This is a genomic window from Sphingomonas sp. Leaf33, assembly GCF_001421785.1.
Lineage (GTDB): Bacteria > Pseudomonadota > Alphaproteobacteria > Sphingomonadales > Sphingomonadaceae > Sphingomonas.
Genome location: NZ_LMLB01000001.1, coordinates 2,201,010 through 2,217,183, shown reverse-complemented (window position 1 = coordinate 2,217,183; position 16,174 = coordinate 2,201,010). Strand labels below are relative to the sequence as shown.

16 protein-coding genes and 3 tRNA genes are annotated in these 16,174 nt (G+C 67.5%); 9 read left to right on the top strand and 10 right to left on the bottom strand.

Features of this window, described 5'->3' with window-relative positions; genetic code table 11:
• Window positions 1–3: 3 nt before the first annotated feature.
• From ASE86_RS10855 to rpsA, 5 genes are all read right to left on the bottom strand, one after another.
• Entirely contained in the window at window positions 4–417 is a 414-nt protein-coding gene (locus ASE86_RS10855; RefSeq protein ID WP_056427033.1) for a DUF4112 domain-containing protein, read from the bottom strand.
• A gap of 5 nt (window positions 418–422) precedes the next feature.
• A complete protein-coding gene (locus tag ASE86_RS10850) occupies window positions 423–1,751 on the bottom strand; it encodes an ABC transporter substrate-binding protein (protein WP_235524043.1) in 1,329 nt (442 codons plus the stop codon).
• A gap of 122 nt (window positions 1,752–1,873) precedes the next feature.
• Window positions 1,874–1,960 (bottom strand) — tRNA-Leu (locus ASE86_RS10845).
• Between the two features lie 338 nt (window positions 1,961–2,298).
• The gene (locus ASE86_RS10840; protein WP_056425824.1) at window positions 2,299–2,577 is read right to left on the bottom strand and encodes an integration host factor subunit beta; all 279 of its coding nucleotides are present in this window, start codon (window positions 2,575–2,577) and stop codon (window positions 2,299–2,301) included.
• A 155-nt stretch (window positions 2,578–2,732) separates the two neighbouring features.
• Entirely contained in the window at window positions 2,733–4,439 is a 1,707-nt protein-coding gene (rpsA, locus tag ASE86_RS10835; RefSeq protein ID WP_056425821.1) for a 30S ribosomal protein S1, read from the bottom strand.
• Window positions 4,440–4,907: 468 nt separating this feature from the next.
• On the opposite strand from rpsA, the gene ASE86_RS10830 reads away from it, so the two are divergent.
• The 4 genes from ASE86_RS10830 (at window position 4,908) to aqpZ (ending at window position 7,875) form a co-directional block, all read left to right on the top strand.
• Window positions 4,908–5,264 (top strand): hypothetical protein, encoded by a 357-nt coding sequence (locus ASE86_RS10830; protein WP_056425818.1) that lies wholly within the window; start codon window positions 4,908–4,910, stop codon window positions 5,262–5,264.
• 105 nt (window positions 5,265–5,369) lie between these two features.
• Window positions 5,370–6,701: a mechanosensitive ion channel gene (locus tag ASE86_RS10825; protein ID WP_162233327.1), complete on the top strand. Its 1,332-nt coding sequence runs from the start codon at window positions 5,370–5,372 to the stop codon at window positions 6,699–6,701.
• Complete coding sequence (locus ASE86_RS10820; protein WP_056425812.1) at window positions 6,698–6,982, top strand: CsbD family protein; 285 nt, start codon at window positions 6,698–6,700, stop codon at window positions 6,980–6,982. The genes ASE86_RS10825 and ASE86_RS10820 overlap by 4 nt, the downstream gene beginning before the upstream one ends.
• A gap of 74 nt (window positions 6,983–7,056) precedes the next feature.
• A complete protein-coding gene (gene aqpZ / locus ASE86_RS10815; protein ID WP_056425809.1) occupies window positions 7,057–7,875 on the top strand; it encodes an aquaporin Z in 819 nt (272 codons plus the stop codon).
• Between the two features lie 34 nt (window positions 7,876–7,909).
• On the opposite strand, the gene ASE86_RS10810 is transcribed toward aqpZ, so the two are convergent.
• Both ASE86_RS10810 and aroA read right to left on the bottom strand, forming a co-directional pair.
• Window positions 7,910–8,542 (bottom strand): (d)CMP kinase, encoded by a 633-nt coding sequence (locus ASE86_RS10810; RefSeq protein WP_056425805.1) that lies wholly within the window; start codon window positions 8,540–8,542, stop codon window positions 7,910–7,912.
• Window positions 8,539–9,879 (bottom strand): 3-phosphoshikimate 1-carboxyvinyltransferase, encoded by a 1,341-nt coding sequence (aroA, locus tag ASE86_RS10805; RefSeq protein ID WP_056425802.1) that lies wholly within the window; start codon window positions 9,877–9,879, stop codon window positions 8,539–8,541. Before aroA ends, ASE86_RS10810 begins: the two co-directional genes overlap by 4 nt.
• A 110-nt stretch (window positions 9,880–9,989) precedes the next feature.
• On the opposite strand from aroA, the gene ASE86_RS10800 reads away from it, so the two are divergent.
• From ASE86_RS10800 to ASE86_RS10790, 3 genes are all read left to right on the top strand, one after another.
• Entirely contained in the window at window positions 9,990–10,310 is a 321-nt protein-coding gene (locus tag ASE86_RS10800; protein WP_056425800.1) for a TIGR02300 family protein, read from the top strand.
• A gap of 99 nt (window positions 10,311–10,409) precedes the next feature.
• Window positions 10,410–10,485 (top strand) — tRNA-Ala (locus ASE86_RS10795).
• Between the two features lie 153 nt (window positions 10,486–10,638).
• Complete coding sequence (locus ASE86_RS10790; RefSeq protein ID WP_056425797.1) at window positions 10,639–12,858, top strand: TonB-dependent receptor; 2,220 nt, start codon at window positions 10,639–10,641, stop codon at window positions 12,856–12,858.
• A gap of 7 nt (window positions 12,859–12,865) precedes the next feature.
• On the opposite strand, the gene ASE86_RS10785 is transcribed toward ASE86_RS10790, so the two are convergent.
• The 3 genes from ASE86_RS10785 to ASE86_RS10775 form a co-directional block, all read right to left on the bottom strand.
• Window positions 12,866–12,941: transfer RNA gene (locus ASE86_RS10785), tRNA-Thr, on the bottom strand.
• Between the two features lie 18 nt (window positions 12,942–12,959).
• Complete coding sequence (locus tag ASE86_RS10780) at window positions 12,960–13,835, bottom strand: hypothetical protein (RefSeq protein ID WP_056425794.1); 876 nt, start codon at window positions 13,833–13,835, stop codon at window positions 12,960–12,962.
• Window positions 13,828–15,138 carry a replication-associated recombination protein A gene (locus ASE86_RS10775; protein ID WP_056427028.1) on the bottom strand — a complete coding sequence of 437 codons (1,311 nt, stop codon included), beginning with the start codon at window positions 15,136–15,138 and terminating at the stop codon, window positions 13,828–13,830. Before ASE86_RS10775 ends, ASE86_RS10780 begins: the two co-directional genes overlap by 8 nt.
• A 109-nt stretch (window positions 15,139–15,247) precedes the next feature.
• Here ASE86_RS10775 and ASE86_RS10770 point away from each other — a divergent pair, with 109 nt between their 5' ends.
• Both ASE86_RS10770 and ASE86_RS10765 read left to right on the top strand, forming a co-directional pair.
• Entirely contained in the window at window positions 15,248–15,832 is a 585-nt protein-coding gene (locus tag ASE86_RS10770) for a PadR family transcriptional regulator (RefSeq protein ID WP_056425791.1), read from the top strand.
• A complete protein-coding gene (locus ASE86_RS10765) occupies window positions 15,829–16,143 on the top strand; it encodes a DUF2218 domain-containing protein (RefSeq protein ID WP_056425788.1) in 315 nt (104 codons plus the stop codon). The genes ASE86_RS10770 and ASE86_RS10765 overlap by 4 nt, the downstream gene beginning before the upstream one ends.
• Window positions 16,144–16,174: the final 31 nt, after the last annotated feature.

The following is a 16,174-nucleotide window of genomic DNA, read 5'->3' as shown; positions in this document are numbered from 1 at the left end:
CGCCTATCCCTGCAGGGTCGCGCCGGCGGGGTGGTGCTTGTCGAGGTGCTTGCGGATTATCCGCAAGTTGCGGGTGTTCGAGCGGAAGAAGAAATCGGCCGCGTCGCCGACCAGCGGCACCGCGCCCAGCACAGTGTCGAAGCCGACGTTCGCGGCCATCCGCGCGAGTTGCCACTTGGACATACCGAGATTGCGGGCTTCCCACACGATCCACGCGCCCATCGCGGTCGCGACCAGATCGCCGGCGACCGGGATCAGCCCCAGGATGGCGTCGAGCCCGACGTGGCGGTTGATGCCCGGCACGACGAAACTGCGCTCCAGCAGCCGCTCCATTGCTTCGATCCGGGTACGCACGGCGGCGATGTCGGTGCCGAGCGACAGGCGGGGTGTGGCGGTCATCGGGGTGGGGCGGGTCATGCCCTTCACTTGGGATCGGTGCGCAGCCGGTTCAACGGGTGGAACGCGCGGGCGTTCGGTGTCCACTGGCGCAGTCGGGGCGCGACCAGCGACCAGCGCAGCGGCCGGGCGAGCGGGATGAAGGCGACATCGGCGGTCAGCGCCGAGTCGGCCTGCGCCAGCATCCGCGCCCGTGTCGCCACGTCCGGCGCCAGCCGGATTTCGGCGATCAGCCGCGCGATCGGCAACGCGCAGGGTTGGCACGCCGCGCGGAGATACCAGCGCGCGCTGTCGTAGGGCGCGACGCGGTCGATCAGGCGCAAGTGTGCGGTGGCATCGTCGATAGCCACACGTTCGGTGGTGATTCCCAGCCGTGCGATGGCGGCGGCGATCTGGCCATACAACAGCGTCGCGCCGGGTCCTTCGGGCAGGGCGATGCGCAGGACCAGCGGATCGGGACTGGTCCGGCGATAGGTGACGACCCGCGCCTGCGCCATCGCCAGCCGCTCGCTGTCGGGCACGCTCGACCAGTCCGGTTGCGCCGGTGGCGATGTGGAATCGAGCGCTTCGGGAAGGATGGTGTCGGTCGGTGCCCATCCGTCCGAGAACGCCGCGGTCAGCGCCGCGCGGTCGATCGCCAAGGCGATCGCGGAGCGATTGTCGCGCGTCGAGAGGAACCCGTCGCGGCGTGCAACCAGCAGGCCGAACAGGCCGGCCGCGGGATCGAGCCGGACGTTGGCGGGCGCGACATCGCTCAGGTCGATCATCGGCCAGTCGAGGAAGGTCCCGCCTTCGACCAAGTCCGATCGGCGCTGGGCGAAGCGCAGGATGGCAGTGGAGGCACGTTCGGCACGCAGCCGGACCAGATCCTGCGGCTTGGGTGCATCCGGGCGATCGTCCGCGACCTCGGTCGGGTCATCGATCGGGCGCAGCAGGACGCTTGCCGCGGATGCCTCGGCGATGCGGAACGGCCCGCTGCCCTCGCCGCCATCGGGCGCGGTGATGCCGAGTTCGGGCTGCGCGAACAGCTTCAGCAGGTCGGGGCGGGGGCGCGACAGGCGGACTTCGATGACCTGCGGCGTCATCGCGACGATCTCGTCGATCGCGGTGAGGTAGGGGAGCAGCGTGTTGCGCGACCCGCTGCCAAGCGCGCGCTTGAGCTGACGGACGACGTCGTCGGCGACGACCGGGCGGCCGTCGCTCCACGTCGCCTCCTTCAGGCGGAAGATGATGCTGCGGCCGTCGTCAATGACGATCCAGCGTTCGGCCAGCCCCGGTTCGATCCCGCCGGCCGCATCGAAGCGGACCAGCCCTTGCGCCACTGAATCGCGCAGGACACGGGCGCCGGTGGGCATCGGGCCGCGGCGCGGATCGGCGGCCAGCCGGTTAGCGCCGATGACGCTGACATCGACCGGAATGTCGTCGGGTCGCTTTTCGCACGCCGTCAGGGCAAGCGTGGCGGCCAGCCCCAGGATAATGGTGCGGACGGCGGGACTCGAACCCGCACACCCGTACGGGCGAGGGATTTTAAGTCCCGTGCGTCTACCAATTTCGCCACGTCCGCGCGCTGATCGAGCGAGGGACAAGCGCAGCTTGTTCCAGACTCGATCGAGCCGGCCGGCAGGCGACAGCCTGTCCGACGTCATGCGATTTAGCGCTGACGGAGCCAGACACAAGCGAAGCTTGTTCAGGACTTCGTCGAGCCGGCCGGCGGGCAACAGCCCGTCCGACGTCATGCGATTTACTCGCATGACGGCTCTGCGCGCTTTGATGTTCATTCAGGAACTCTTGGCTGAAATTCGCGCCGCGGCAAAGCCGCGTCGTTACGTCGGACGTCGCTAGGCGCGACGCCGGCCGGTGCTCGACGAGTCGGCAAGTAACTCCGTTACATGCCGCCGCCTCTCACACATTCAGCCTTCCCCGCATGTCCTTGCCGGGCTTGAAATACGGCACCCGCTTGGCGCCGACATCGACCGACTCGCCGGTGCGCGGGTTGCGGCCGGTGCGGGCGTCGCGGGCGCGGGTGGAGAAGGCGCCGAAGCCACGCAATTCCACGCGGCCGTCGGCGATCAGCCGCGACACGATCTGTTCGAAGAAGACCTCGACGATCTTTTCGATATCGCGCGTCGTCAGATCGGAATGATCGCGCGCTAGTAACTGGACCAATTCTGACCGGATCATTCCGCCCCCCCAAGAGCGTCCCCGTACGACGACAGCCACGATCGGCCCGCCTTGCGTGCACTCTCTTACGCCTTCGTTATGATCCTCATCAATCCTCAGGCACAAAAAAAGGCGGTGGATCGCTCCACCGCCCCGTTTTGATCCAATGACTTGGATTACTTCGTCTCGGAGTTCCGCGCCTTCAGCGCCTCGCCGAGGATGTCGCCCAGCGACGCACCCGAATCGGACGAGCCATACTGCTGCACGGCCTGCTTCTCTTCGGCGATCTGCATCGCCTTGATCGAGAAGGTCGGCTTCTTCGAACGATCGAAGCCGGTGACCATCGCGTCGAACTTCTGGCCGACCTGGAACCGCTCCGGACGCTGCTCGTCGCGGTCGCGGCCGAGGTCGGTGCGCTTGATGAAGCCGGTCGCGCCATCGTCGCCCTGCTGCACTTCGAGGCCCGCATCGCGGACTTCGAGCACGGTCACGGTCACGATCGCATTCTTGTTCAGCTTGTCGCCGGCGCCGGCCTGGACCGGACCACCACGCTCGAGCTGCTTCATGCCGAGCGAGATACGCTCCTTGTCCGGCTCGATCGCGAGCACGACGGCCTGAACCGTCTCGCCCTTGCGGTGCAGGTTGAGCGCGTCTTCACCCGAGATGCCCCAGGCGATGTCCGACATGTGGACCATGCCGTCGACATCGTTGTCCAGGCCGATGAACAGACCGAATTCGGTCGCGTTCTTGACTTCGCCCTCGACGGTCGAACCGACCGGGTGCGCTGCCTCGAAGGCTTCCCACGGGTTGTTCTGCGCCTGCTTGAGGCCGAGCGAGATGCGACGCTTCTCGGCATCGACTTCCAGGACGACGACTTCGACTTCCTGGCTGGTCGACACGATCTTGCCCGGATGGACGTTCTTCTTGGTCCAGGACATTTCGCTGACGTGGACCAGGCCCTCGATGCCGGCTTCCAGCTCGACGAACGCACCATATTCGGTGATGTTCGTGACGCGGCCCGACAGCTTGGCGCCGACCGGATACTTGGCGCTCGCGCCATCCCACGGATCGCTCTCGAGCTGCTTCATACCGAGCGAGATGCGCTGCGTGTCCTTGTTGATGCGGATGATCTGCACCTTCACGGTGTCGCCGATGTTCAGCACCTCGTTCGGGTGGCCGACACGCTTGTACGACAGGTCGGTGACGTGCAGCAGGCCATCGATGCCGCCCAGGTCGACGAACGCACCGTAATCGGTGATGTTCTTGACGACGCCGTCGATGATCTGACCTTCATGCAGCGACTGGATCAGGCCCGAACGCTGCTCGGCGCGGGTCTCTTCCAGCACCGCGCGGCGGCTGACGACGATGTTGCCACGCTTGCGGTCCATCTTCAGGATCTGGAACGGCTGCGGGATGTCCATCAGCGGGGTCACGTCGCGGACCGGGCGGATATCGACCTGCGAGCCCGGCAGGAACGCAACAGCGCCCGACAGGTCGACGGTGAAGCCACCCTTCACCCGGCCGAAGATCACGCCCTCGACGCGGTTGTTCTGGGCAAATTCGCCTTCCAGCTTGTCCCAGGCGGCTTCGCGGCGTGCGCGGTCGCGCGACAGCATCGCTTCGCCGTTCGCGTTCTCGACGCGGTCGACATAGACATGGACTTCGTCACCGACCTTCAGCTCGGCCTTCTGGCCCGGTGCGGCGAATTCGCGCAGCGGCACGCGGCCTTCGCTCTTCAGGCCGACGTCGATCACGGCCAGGTCGTTCTCGATCGCAGTGACGGTACCGACGACGACACGGCCTTCGAAGCTGTCGGCGGCGCCGAACGTCTCGTCGAGCAGCGCGGCGAAATCGTCGCGGGTGGGGTTGGCGGCAGTTGCCATATAAGGGTCAGTCCTCAGTCGTTTTTCCGGCCGGCCGGTTGTCTCCGGCGGTCTTCTAGCCGATCCGCCGCGGCGACCGAACGTCGAACGCGGCATCCGCGCAGGCGGCGCACTCGCGGGGGACAACTCAACGCGGGTAGCGAAAAGGGCGCGTCGGCCGGGACCGGCGCCGTCCTCCGCGAGCGCGGGACGCTCGTCGGACCGTGGCGCCCTTAGCGGGCAGGGAGCAAATTGGCAAGATGCGCAGGGGGCGGCCCGTCGCACAGGCACCGGGCGATCGGCCGATGTGATCCGGTGGTCGCGCCGTGCGTGGAAGATGTCGCACGACTGAGTGAGGTGCCGCGACCGAATTCGTTAGCGTAGCATGATATTGCTGGCGAAACAGCGCAAGACATAGTGCAAAGATACCAGGAAACTCGCAACCCCTCGCGAGTTTCGACGTACCTGATGATGGGAAGGTACGTAATCATGGCATTTCATGCGAAAACCGCAGGTCTGACGATCGTCTTCGGTGCAGCCGCATTGCTTGGCGGCTGCGTCAATCCGTCTGCCAAGATCGCAAGTTCGCTGGAGGGCTATGGTTTTCAGCCCGACCAGTCGCAGTGCGTCGGCGATCGGCTGGAGGCCAATCTGTCGATCGGTCAGTTGCAGCAGCTGGGCCGTGCGGCGCGCGCGTCGCGCGAGGGCGACACGACGCCGGGCCGCCTGACCATCGATGACTTCATCCGCGTGTCGACACAGGTCAAGGATCCGAAGGTTCCCCTGGAGGTCGCAAAGGCTGCCGCCGGCTGCGGCATCATCACCAATCCATCGGCTGCGATGTAGTCGGCGGCGTGACCGCGGGGCCGGCCACGCATCACCTGACATTTACAAGAAAACGACAGGGTTCGAACACTCATGAATGACGTCAATCTTGCGGGGGGCACGGTCGTGTCCAGTACCCGCGAATTCGGGGCGCAGCTGCTGCTGTATGTCGAGGAATGGGCGCCGCGGATCATCGCGGCGCTCGTCATCCTGCTAATCGGCTGGGGTATCGCGCGCGCGGCGAAATGGGGCGTTGCGCGGCTGGTCAACCGGACACCGCTCGGGCGCCACGCGAACGAACCCGGCATCGATGCGCGTCACCCCTCGAGCATCGGCGCACAAGTCGGCGATGCCGTCTATTGGGTCGTGCTGCTGATCGCGCTGTTTCTGGCGACCCAGCCGCTGGGGCTGACCGGGGCGACCGGGCCACTGGGCGATATGCTCCGCGGGTTCGGCCAGGCCGTGCCGCACATCATCGGCGCCGGCCTGATCTTCTTCCTGGGCTATGTCCTGGCGAAGGTCGCGCGCAAGGCCGTCGAAGCGGTGGTGACCGCCAGCAACCTCGAGCGGCTGTCGTCGCGGCTGGGTGGCGATACGCCGACCGACCCGACGATGCTGTCGCGCACGCTGGGCGCGATCGTCTTTGCGCTGATCATCATTCCCGTGGCGATCGCGGCGCTGGACACGCTGAACATCGCGGCCATCTCGCAGCCGGCGACCGCCATGCTGCGGATCATCCTCGACGCCATCCCGCACGTCATCGCTGCCGGCCTGATCCTGGCCGTTGCCTATGCCATCGGCCGCTTCGCATCGCGCCTGCTGACGCAGTTCCTGGCCACGACCGCCTTCGACCGGTCGGTCGGCGCGATCGGCATCCTGCGTCAGGACTCGCCGGTATCCGCTGCCAGCGACGGCAGTGTCACCGACAGCGACGGGTTCCGCCCATCGCGTCTGGCCGGGCAGGGCGTGTTCATCGCCGTGCTGATCTTCGGCCTGATGGAAGCGTTCCGCCAGCTGAACTTCACCTATGGCTCACGGATCATGGCCGAAATGCTGACGCTGTTCGGGCAGGTCGTATTCGGCGCGGTCATCATCTTTGCCGCGGTCGTCATCGCCCGTTTGATCGCGCAGGCGATCGAGCGTCATGGTGACGGCGGGACGCAGGTTGCGGCACCGGTCGTACGCGTCGCGATCATCATCCTGGGCACCGCGATCGGCCTGCGTTTCATGGGCCTGGCCGACGACATCATCAACATGGCGTTCGGCCTGCTGCTGGGTGCGGTCGCCGTCGCGTTCGCTCTCGCCTTTGGTCTCGGCGGTCGCGAGCCTGCCCGCCGTGCGGTCACCCGGATGCTGAACCGGGGCGAGGACCAGCCAGTCGCCCAGATGATGCAGCCATCTGACGCCTCGGCACGTTCCGACACCCCAACACACACCAACGACGGAGACTTCCGATGAATAGCGATACCCTGACCGGCACGGCAAACACCCTGGGGGGCAAGATCAAGGAAGGCGTCGGCGCGGCGCTTGGCGACAAGCAGATCGAGGCGGAAGGTCGCGCCGACCAGGCGACCGGAACGGTCCAGCAGACGATCGGCGACGCCCGCGATGCGGTCGAGGACACCATCCGTCCGGTGGTCGACTATGCCCGCCAGTTCATGCGCGAGCGTCCGTTCACGGCAGCGGCCCTTGGCGGAGTGCTCGGCATCGCCATAATCAACACCCTGCGCGGCAAGTAATCCGCGCGACGACGTGGGGCCGTCGCACGTGTGACGGGCCCACGTCGCTCTCCTCATCCGGAGCGAGCGACACCATGGCAATCCAACCAGTATCACGGCCGCGGCCGATTGCAGCGGCGCGGCGTCTGGCGGCAGAGGCGTTCGGCACCTTCTGGCTCGTGCTGGGCGGCTGCGGTGCCGCTGTCCTGGCCGCGGGTACGGCAGTCCCGGGATCGATCGGCCTGCTCGGCGTGTCGCTCGCCTTCGGCCTGACCGTCTTCACGATGGCATTTGCCGTCGGCTTCATTTCCGGCGGGCATTTCAACCCTGCGGTAAGCATCGGGCTGACCGTCGCCGGCCGCTTCTCGGCCCGCGACCTGCCCGGCTACATCGTTGCCCAACTCGTCGGCGCGATCCTTGCTGCCGCGATCCTTGCCACGCTCACTGGCGGCGTTCCCGGGTTTGATCTCGTCGCGAGCGGTTTCGCCGCGAACGGCTACGGCGCGCATTCGCCGGGCGGCTATTCGATGGCTGCCGCTTTCACTGCCGAGGCGGTGCTGACCGCCGGCTTCCTGATCGTCATCATCGGCGCAACCGACGAACGCTCGCCCGCGCCGTTTGCGCCGCTGGCGATCGGCCTTGCGCTGACGCTCATCCACCTCGTCTCGATCCCGATCGACAATACTTCGGTCAATCCCGCGCGCAGCACGGGCCAGGCGCTGTTCGTCGGCGGATGGGCGTTGTCGCAGTTGTGGCTGTTCTGGCTCGCCCCGATCGCGGGTGCCGCCGCGGCTGGTCTGATCGGCCGCTGGTTGTTCGCGCATAACGAGACTGACCAGTCGCCCGGACCGATCGGCGACACGCCCGTCGAGCTGATGGTCGAGAGCGGTCAGCCGCAGGACAATTCACGCTGACCTTCAAGTCGCCCGGCACCTGGTGCCGGGCGACCTACAGCCGGTGCCGCGCCACTGCCGTATCCACGATCGCCACCGCGCGCTGGATCGATGCCTCGATCGACAGAAAGCTGGTGTCGAGGACCACGGCATCCACAGCAGCCTTCAGCGGCGCCTGGCTGCGCGAGCTGTCGCGTTCGTCGCGGGCGCGGATATCTGCGAGCACGCGGTCGAGGCTGGCGTTGGACCCACGACTGCGCAGTTCGGCATGGCGACGCTGGGCACGGATCATCGGGGTCGCCTTCACGAACAGCTTGGCGACGGCATTCGGCGCAATGACGGTTCCGATGTCGCGGCCATCCAGCACGGCACCGCCGGGTTGCGCGGCAAAGCGCTTCTGCCGCTGGAGCAGTGCGGCACGGACCAGCGGATGCGCGGACACGACCGAGGCGGTCTTGCCGATCGCATCGTCCTTCAGCCGAACGTCGCCCAGCAACGCCTCGTCGAAGTCGCAACTGGCGACGGCGTCCGCCTCGATTTCCGGATCGAGCGCGTGGTCGAGCACCGTCGCGGCGACCGCGCGGTACAGCAGGCCGGTGTCAAGGTGCGGCAGCTTGTAATGCCGGGCCAGCGCCTTCGAAATCGTACCCTTGCCCGAGGCGGCGGGGCCATCAACCGCGATGATCATGCCGCCTGCTCGACCGGCGCCAGCGCGTCGAGCGTGGCGAAGAAGGTGGGATAGCTGGTCGCGACCGGGCCGGCATCGTCCAGCGTGATCGGCGCCCGCGCGTTCAGCGCTGCGACCGCCATGCTCATCGCGATGCGGTGGTCCAGATGCGTTTCGACGCGCCCGCCGCCCGGAACCGGATCACCACCGGTGCCGGTGACGGCCAGGCCGTCTTCATATTCGCGGCACGCGACCCCGCATGCCGTCAACGCGGTCGCCATCGCGGTGATGCGATCGGATTCCTTGACGCGCAGCTCCTCGGCTCCGCGCGCGATCGTCGTGCCCTGTGCATAGGCCGCCGCGGCGAACAGCGCGGGATATTCGTCGATCATGCTGGGCGCGAGGTCTGCGGGCACCTCGATAGCGGTCAGCGCGGCGTGGCGGACGCGCAGGTCGGCGACCGGCTCACCACCGACGATGCGGGCGTCCTGCTCGACGATGTCTGCCCCCATCATCCTCAACGCGGAGACAAGCCCTGCGCGGGTCGGGTTCAGCCCGACATTCTCGATGACGATGTCGGACCCCGGCACGATCGATGCGGCGACCATCCAGAAGGCGGCGGACGACGGGTCGCCAGGAACGGTGATCGCCTGCGGCTTCAGCTCCGCTTCGCCGTGGATCGAGATGACGCGGCCTTCGCCGCTGTCCTCGACCGTCAATTGCGCGCCGAACCCGGCCAGCATCCGCTCGCTATGGTCTCGGGTCGGGACGGGCTCGATCACGCGCGTGATGCCCGGCGTGTTGAGGCCGGCGAGCAGGATCGCCGACTTCACCTGCGCCGAGGCGACGGGCAGCGTGTAGGTGATCGGCACCGCCGGCACGATCCCGCGCACCATCAGCGGCAGGCGGCCGCCGGGACTCGCGGTAACGTCCGCGCCCATCGTCGACAGCGGGTCTATGACGCGTCCCATCGGCCGCTTGCTGAGCGAGGCGTCGCCGATGAAGGTCGCGGTGATCGCGTGGGAGGCGACCAGGCCCATCAGCAGCCGCGTCGACGTCCCCGAATTGCCCATGTCGAGCGCCGTGGCCGGCTGCAGCAGCCCGCCGACACCGACGCCGTCGATATGCCACACACCGTCCGCATCGCGCTCGATCGTCGCGCCCATCGCGCGCATCGCCGCGGCGGTGGCGAGCACGTCCTCACCCTCCAGCAGGCCTTCGACCCGGCTTGTCCCCACCGCCAGGGCCGAGAGCATCAGCGAACGGTGACTGATCGACTTGTCGCCGGGTACGCGGACGCGGCCGGTCAGGGCACCGCGCGGCGCCATCGTGCGCGGGGAGGGAGTGGCATGGCTCATTGCGGCGGGTCTTTGACAGTGCGCTTGCGCTATGGCAAGGCGCGCCCCACTTTGCGGCTCTTCGGTCGCCAAGACCCCTTTTCCCTATCCGCAAGAGTGCGAGAGCAGCCATGATCAAGCCCGAATGGGGCACGAAGCGTACGTGCCCGAAGTGCGGTACGCGTTTCTACGACCTCGGTAACGACGAGCCCGTCACCTGCATCGCGTGCGGCGTGAACTGGGAGCCGGAGCCGATCCTGAAGTCGAAGCAGCCGCTGCCGTTCGAACAGGTCAAGACCGAGAAGAAGGAAGAGGCCGACAGCGATCTGGGCGGCGACGATCTGGAACTGGACGTCGACGAGGAGGAAGAGCCCTCGGCCGACGACGACGTCGATCTGGGTGGTGACGACGATCTGGGCGTCAAGACCGCGGACGAAGACGACGAGAATTGATGCTTTCAGCGACCGGGTTTCGGGCTTTCGACAAAAACGCCAAGAACCCGGTTGCAATCGGCGCGCCACCCCTTTAGAGGCGCGCTTCCCACAGGGTTCGGGGCCGTAGCTCAGCTGGGAGAGCGCTGCAATGGCATTGCAGAGGTCAGGGGTTCGATCCCCCTCGGCTCCACCACCCCTGACAAAAAGCCCGCAGCGATGCGGGCTTTTTTGTTTTCGATCTTCACGTTTTTGGACCGCACCATCGGCTTGACGCGCTCCGGTGCCGCTTCTAGCGCCGCGCCGGTTTTCGGTGGCGTCGGTACGCCCGGGTAACGAGGGGCGGAACATGCGGGGCAAGATAATGGCGGGCGTCGCCGCGGCGGTGATGCCGCTGTTGGCGCAGGCGCAGGAAACGGTCGACGACGTCGTCGTGACCGCACAGCGTCGCGAGGAACGCGTGCAGACGGTACCGATCGCGATCACGGCGGTGTCCGGCGAGCGGATCGTCGAGGAGTCGATCGCGAACCTCGATCGCATCGGCGTGGACGTCCCCAATCTGTATCTCGCACGCAATTTCGGCACGAGTTCAGGCGCGCTCGTGTTCCTGCGCGGAGTGGGCGAAGGTGATTCGATCTTCACCAACGACCCGCCGGTCGGCATCTACATCGACGATGTCATCCTGCCGCGCTCGACCGGCGCTCTCGTTGACCTGATCGACATCGAACGGATCGAGGTGCTTCGCGGGCCGCAGGGGACGCTGTACGGCCGCAACACCAGCGGCGGAGCGATCAAGCTGGTAACGCAGCGCCCGACGTTCGACCGGGTGAGCGGGGCGGCGGATCTCGCGGTCGGCAGTTATCGTCGGATCGACACGCGGGGTACGATCAACCTGCCGTTGTCCCGGACGCTCGCGCTCAGGGTGTCTGGCCTGTCGCGCAACCAGCGCGGGTGGGGGCGCAACCTGACCGATGGCGCGTACGTCAACGGTCAGGGCGTTCAGGCTGGGCGGGTGGCGCTGCTGTGGGAGCCGGACGCACGCCTGAGCGTCTTTGCGACCGCCGACCTGACCCTCGACCGTTCGGGCCCACGGTTTCCGCAGCGGTTCCGCGCCGACCCGGATCGCGCCGGACGGTACCTCAACCGCTTCGTGCCACCGCAGGGGAGCATCGACCGGTTCGATTCCGCGGACACGATGCCGCTCGGGACGACCGATACGGGGGGCGCGTCGCTGCGCATCGATTATCGGCTGGGCGGCGGCACGACCCTGTCGTCGATCACCGGGTATCGCGCGTTGCGGTCGCGCATCGGCTTCGACCAGACCGCCAACCCGCCGGGCGTGGGCGCGAACATCATCCTGTTGCAGGATCAGCGCCAGCACAGCGTCAGCCAGGAACTGCAGCTTGCCGGGTCGGCGCTCAGCGGGCGACTCGACTGGCTGGCCGGCGGCTACGCCTTTTTCGAACATAACGACCAGTTGACCGCGGTCAGCTTCGCCACGCCGACCGGTACGAATGCGGCGCGGTTCCACACTGCGGATTTCTTCAACGCGCCCTCGCGCGCCGCGAGCATCGGCGGAAACTGGTCGCCGTACGAACCGGGGCTCGATACGCAAAGCTACTCGGCGTTCGGATCGGCGACCGCGGTGCTGGGGGCGCGGACCCGGCTGACCGCGGGGCTGCGCTACACCGACGAACGCAAGCGTTACGACGTCCGCTTCCTGACCGCGCCCGACACCGTCCTGGTCCTGCCCGATGGTCGCGTGGCACAGCGTCGCATCCGTGGGCGCTGGACCGATGTGTCGCCGCGGATCGCGCTCGATTACCGGGTGAGCGACGACGTGATGCTCTACGCCTCGCGCGCCAAGGGCTTCCGCAGCGGCAGCTTCGACGGGCGCGCACGAAACATCGGCTTCGCGCTCGACCGCCAGGGGGCGATCGCGCCGGAGACGGTGTGGAGCAGCGAGGCGGGGATCAAGTCCGAATGGCTCAGCCGACGGTTGCAGGTGAATGCCGACTACTTCGTCAATCGCTACACCGACATCGCGTTCTCCGCCGCGCGCGCCAATTCGACACCGCCCGAAATCTTCCGCCAGAACGTGGGCGACGCACGCATCCAAGGGCTGGAGGTCGAATGGACCGCACGGCCGGTGGCGGGCGTCGAAGTCGGCGGCTGGCTGGCGACGCTGGCCGATCGCTTCACGCGCCTGGCCTCCAGCCCCGGCTGCACGATCGTGCCGGAAGCCCAGCTCGACCTGCGCTTCACGCCTGCGCTGCGCTACCAGCTGCGCGGCAGCTATTCCCGGACCGTGCGCGGTGGCCGCGTGCGCATCGGCGGCGATTACAGCGCGGCGTCGCCCTACAACATCGCGCTGTGCAACGAACCCCAGCACCGCGTGACGAACAACGCCGCGATCAATGCGCAGTTAGGGTGGGAGCGCGGCGACTGGGCGGTGACGCTGGCTGCCACCAATCTCGCCGATCGGCGATACAACAGCGGCAGCGTGGGCACGATCGGCTACCCGGTCGCCCCGCGTGAGGTGACGCTGCGGCTGCGGCGGACGTTCTGACAGGGGATGGTGCCGGCTGCAGGAATCGAACCCGCGACATCCAGTTTACAAAACTGGCGCTCTACCAACTGAGCTAAGCCGGCATCCGTTGCCCCCATGCGTCAGACGACGCCGAAGGTCCAGCCTTCGGTGCGGGCAATTTGCTCCGTCAAGCCAAGCGGATGCCAGAAATTCGGCCGGTCCGCGACGATTCGCATCCAGGCGGCGGTCAGGATCGCGTCGCTGGCGTGGTCGCTGATCGGGCCGTCACCACCACCGGCCCGGCTGCCGAGCGCGACCAGCGCGGCGTCGAGCTCGGCGTGGCTGCGCATCTTGCTGCGCGACGGCGTGCGGCCGGCGGCGATGGCGGCGAGGGTGGTGTAGAGTTCGACCAGCACCGCACCGGTCTCCGGTACCGGATCGAACGGCCAGACCGCGACCTGCCCGTCCAGTCTGTGCAGCAGGCGCATCCCCGTCAGGCTGGACTTGCCGACCTGCGCCGCGCCAACGAGGTTGAGGTTGCTATAGGGGCTGAGCCCCATGCGCTGCTGCGCGCGCTCGGTTTCGCGCAGCCGCCCGCGGCCAGGCTCGAACAGGTCGCCGGTGCGCCCGCCATGACGGCGAAAGTGTCGCGCCGCTTCGGGGTGGTCGATAAAGCTCGATGCCGCAAAATGCGCGTCGTCGGTGCAGAGCTGTTCGACCAGTGCCCACAGGCCGCGGGCATCGGTGGGGCTTTCGCTCCATTCCGGAAAATATGCGCCGCGATCGACGAAGGGCAGCGCGGGCCCGAGATCGACGCCGATCAGCGTATCCCGTCCGGCGGCCCGGATCTGATCGAGGACTTCGGCGCGCGACCAGATGTGGCCGGGACGGACGAGTGCAGGTGCAGCGTCGCCGGCGGTACATTCGGCGACCGCGATGCCCTTCTGCCGCGGGCCGACCGCCCCGGACCAGTCGATCGCGACGAACTGCGCGAACCGCCGCCCGGGACTACTCACGCCCCTTGCGCCGTTCGTCCCACCACGCCAGCCGTTCCGACAGCCGCTTCTCGAACCCGCGGTCGGTCGGCTGGTAGAACGCCTGCGGCTCCATCTCGTCGGGCCAGTAATTCGCGCCCGAGAAGCCGTCCGCGGCGTCGTGGTCATAGGCATAGTCGGCGCCGTAGCCGATCTGCTTCATCAGCTTGGTTGGCGCGTTCAGGATGTTGGCAGGAGGCATCAGGCTGCCGGTTTCCTTGGCCGCCCGCCACGCCGCCTTCTGCGCCTTGTACGCCGCGTTCGATTTGGGTGCGGTCGCGAGGTAGAGGCACGCCTGGACAATCGCCAGCTCGCCCTCCGGCGACCCGAGGAAGTCGTAGGTGTCTTTCGCCGCGACACACTGCACGACCGCGTTCGGGTCGGCCAGGCCGATGTCCTCCACCGCCGCACGGATCAGGCGGCGCAGCACGAACAGCGGGTCCTCGCCCGCGGTCAGCATCCGCGCGAGATAATAGAGCGCGGCCTGCGGGTCGCTGCCGCGGATCGATTTATGAAGCGCGCTGATGAGATTGTAATGCCCCTCGCGGTCCTTGTCGTAGACCGCCACGCGGCGCTGGAGGAACGCGCCGAGCCCTGCTGGATCGAGTGGCTCGGCGATATCGACCGACCAGAGCGTTTCCGCCTGGTTGAGCAGGAAGCGGCCGTCGCCGTCGGCGCTGGCGACCAATGCATCGCGCGCCGCCGGGGTGACGGGCAAGGCACGCTCCATCAGCGCCTCCGCGCGGTCGAGCAGCTTGTTCAGCGCCGTTGCACCGAGCCGGTGGAGGATCAGCACCTGGGCGCGGCTGAGCAAAGCCGCGTTGAGTTCGAACGACGGGTTCTCGGTCGTCGCACCCACCAGCGTGACGGTGCCGTCCTCCACGTAAGGCAGGAAGCCGTCCTGCTGCGCGCGGTTGAAGCGGTGGATCTCGTCCACGAACAGCAACGTGCGCTGGCCGGTGCGCGCGGCGAGCTTGGCCTCCGCAAACACCTTCTTCAGGTCGGCGACGCCGGAAAACACCGCGCTGATCGGCGCGAAGCGCAACCCCACCGCATCGGCGAGCAGCCGCGCGATCGTCGTCTTGCCGGTACCCGGCGGCCCCCAGAGGATCAGCGAGGACAGCCGCCCGGCCGCGACCATCCGCCCAATCGCGCCCTCGGCGCCCGTCACATGCTCCTGCCCGACCACTTCGTCCAATGCTTGCGGTCGCAGGCGGTCAGCGAGCGGAGCGGAGTCCGGGAGGGGGTCGGCGGGCGGTTCGAGCCCGGCGAGGAGGTCAGCCATCGCGTCTATATAGGGGCGGGCGAACTTCACGAAAGTCACGCTAATGGCGATATTGACAATCATCGATCAAGATATATCTTAGAGCTATCGAAGAGAGGTAAGAGTTTTTATGTTTGGACCTCATCACGCGCACCGCCACGGCGGTCCGGGTCGCGGCCATCGCGGCGGCTGGGAGCAGTTTGCCGCCGACTGGGCGGAGCGGGCGGACCGCCCCGGTCGCGGCGGGGGCGGGCGGATGCGCATGTTTTCGGGGGACGAGTTGCGCCTCGTGCTGCTGAAGCTGATCGCCGAAGCCCCGCGCCACGGCTACGACCTGATCCGCGAGATCGAGGCACGCACCGGCGGTGGCTATGCGCCGAGCCCCGGCGTTGTCTATCCGACGCTGACCATGCTCGCCGACATGGACCTGATCGCCGAACAACCCGGTGAGGGTGCCAAGAAGGTCTTCGCGGTCACCGCCGCGGGCGAGGCGCATCTGGAGGAGCGTGCGGGCGAGGTCGCGGCGCTGTTCGAGCGGCTGGCCGCGGTCGGTGCCGAGCGCAGCCGATCGGACCGCGCCCCCATCCGCCGCGCGATGCGCAACCTGCGCGCGGTGCTGCAGGAGCGGCTGGGCGCGGGCGATCTGTCGGACGAGGACGCGCACCGGGTCGCGGCGATCCTGGACGAGGCCGTTCAGCGGATCGAGCGGCTGTGAGCGTGTCGGCGACGGCGCGCACGCCGACGACCCACGCCAGCAAATATCTTCAGCAACTGTGCAAGCACTGGCAGCATAATCTGGCGGTCGACTTCGACGCACAGCAGGGGCGGGTCACGTTCCCGAAGGATGCGCGCGGGGCGGACTGGCCGGGCGATGCGGTGGTGACCTTTACCGCCGAGCCCGACACGCTCGTGACGCGGATCGATGCGAGCGTCGAAGGGCAACTCGACGGGCTGAAGGGCGCGGTCGCGCGACACCTCGACCGATTTGCCTTCCGGGAAGCGCCGCTGGCGTTCGACTGGGAATAGCGGTCCAGTGTTCCCGCGCGGGCGGGAGCCC

What these genes read in the sequence shown, in the direction of transcription:
- ASE86_RS10855 (WP_056427033.1), bottom strand. Translation starts at nt 417, where the DNA reads ATGACCCGCCCCACCCCGATGACCGCCACACCCCGCCTGTCGCTCGGC.
- ASE86_RS10850 (WP_235524043.1), bottom strand. Translation starts at nt 1,751, where the DNA reads ATGCCCACCGGCGCCCGTGTCCTGCGCGATTCAGTGGCGCAAGGGCTG.
- ASE86_RS10840 (WP_056425824.1), bottom strand. Translation starts at nt 2,577, where the DNA reads ATGATCCGGTCAGAATTGGTCCAGTTACTAGCGCGCGATCATTCCGAT.
- rpsA (WP_056425821.1), bottom strand. Translation starts at nt 4,439, where the DNA reads ATGGCAACTGCCGCCAACCCCACCCGCGACGATTTCGCCGCGCTGCTC.
- ASE86_RS10830 (WP_056425818.1), top strand. Translation starts at nt 4,908, where the DNA reads ATGGCATTTCATGCGAAAACCGCAGGTCTGACGATCGTCTTCGGTGCA.
- ASE86_RS10820 (WP_056425812.1), top strand. Translation starts at nt 6,698, where the DNA reads ATGAATAGCGATACCCTGACCGGCACGGCAAACACCCTGGGGGGCAAG.
- aqpZ (WP_056425809.1), top strand. Translation starts at nt 7,057, where the DNA reads ATGGCAATCCAACCAGTATCACGGCCGCGGCCGATTGCAGCGGCGCGG.
- ASE86_RS10810 (WP_056425805.1), bottom strand. Translation starts at nt 8,542, where the DNA reads ATGATCATCGCGGTTGATGGCCCCGCCGCCTCGGGCAAGGGTACGATT.
- aroA (WP_056425802.1), bottom strand. Translation starts at nt 9,879, where the DNA reads ATGAGCCATGCCACTCCCTCCCCGCGCACGATGGCGCCGCGCGGTGCC.
- ASE86_RS10800 (WP_056425800.1), top strand. Translation starts at nt 9,990, where the DNA reads ATGATCAAGCCCGAATGGGGCACGAAGCGTACGTGCCCGAAGTGCGGT.
- ASE86_RS10790 (WP_056425797.1), top strand. Translation starts at nt 10,639, where the DNA reads ATGCGGGGCAAGATAATGGCGGGCGTCGCCGCGGCGGTGATGCCGCTG.
- ASE86_RS10775 (WP_056427028.1), bottom strand. Translation starts at nt 15,138, where the DNA reads ATGGCTGACCTCCTCGCCGGGCTCGAACCGCCCGCCGACCCCCTCCCG.
- ASE86_RS10770 (WP_056425791.1), top strand. Translation starts at nt 15,248, where the DNA reads ATGTTTGGACCTCATCACGCGCACCGCCACGGCGGTCCGGGTCGCGGC.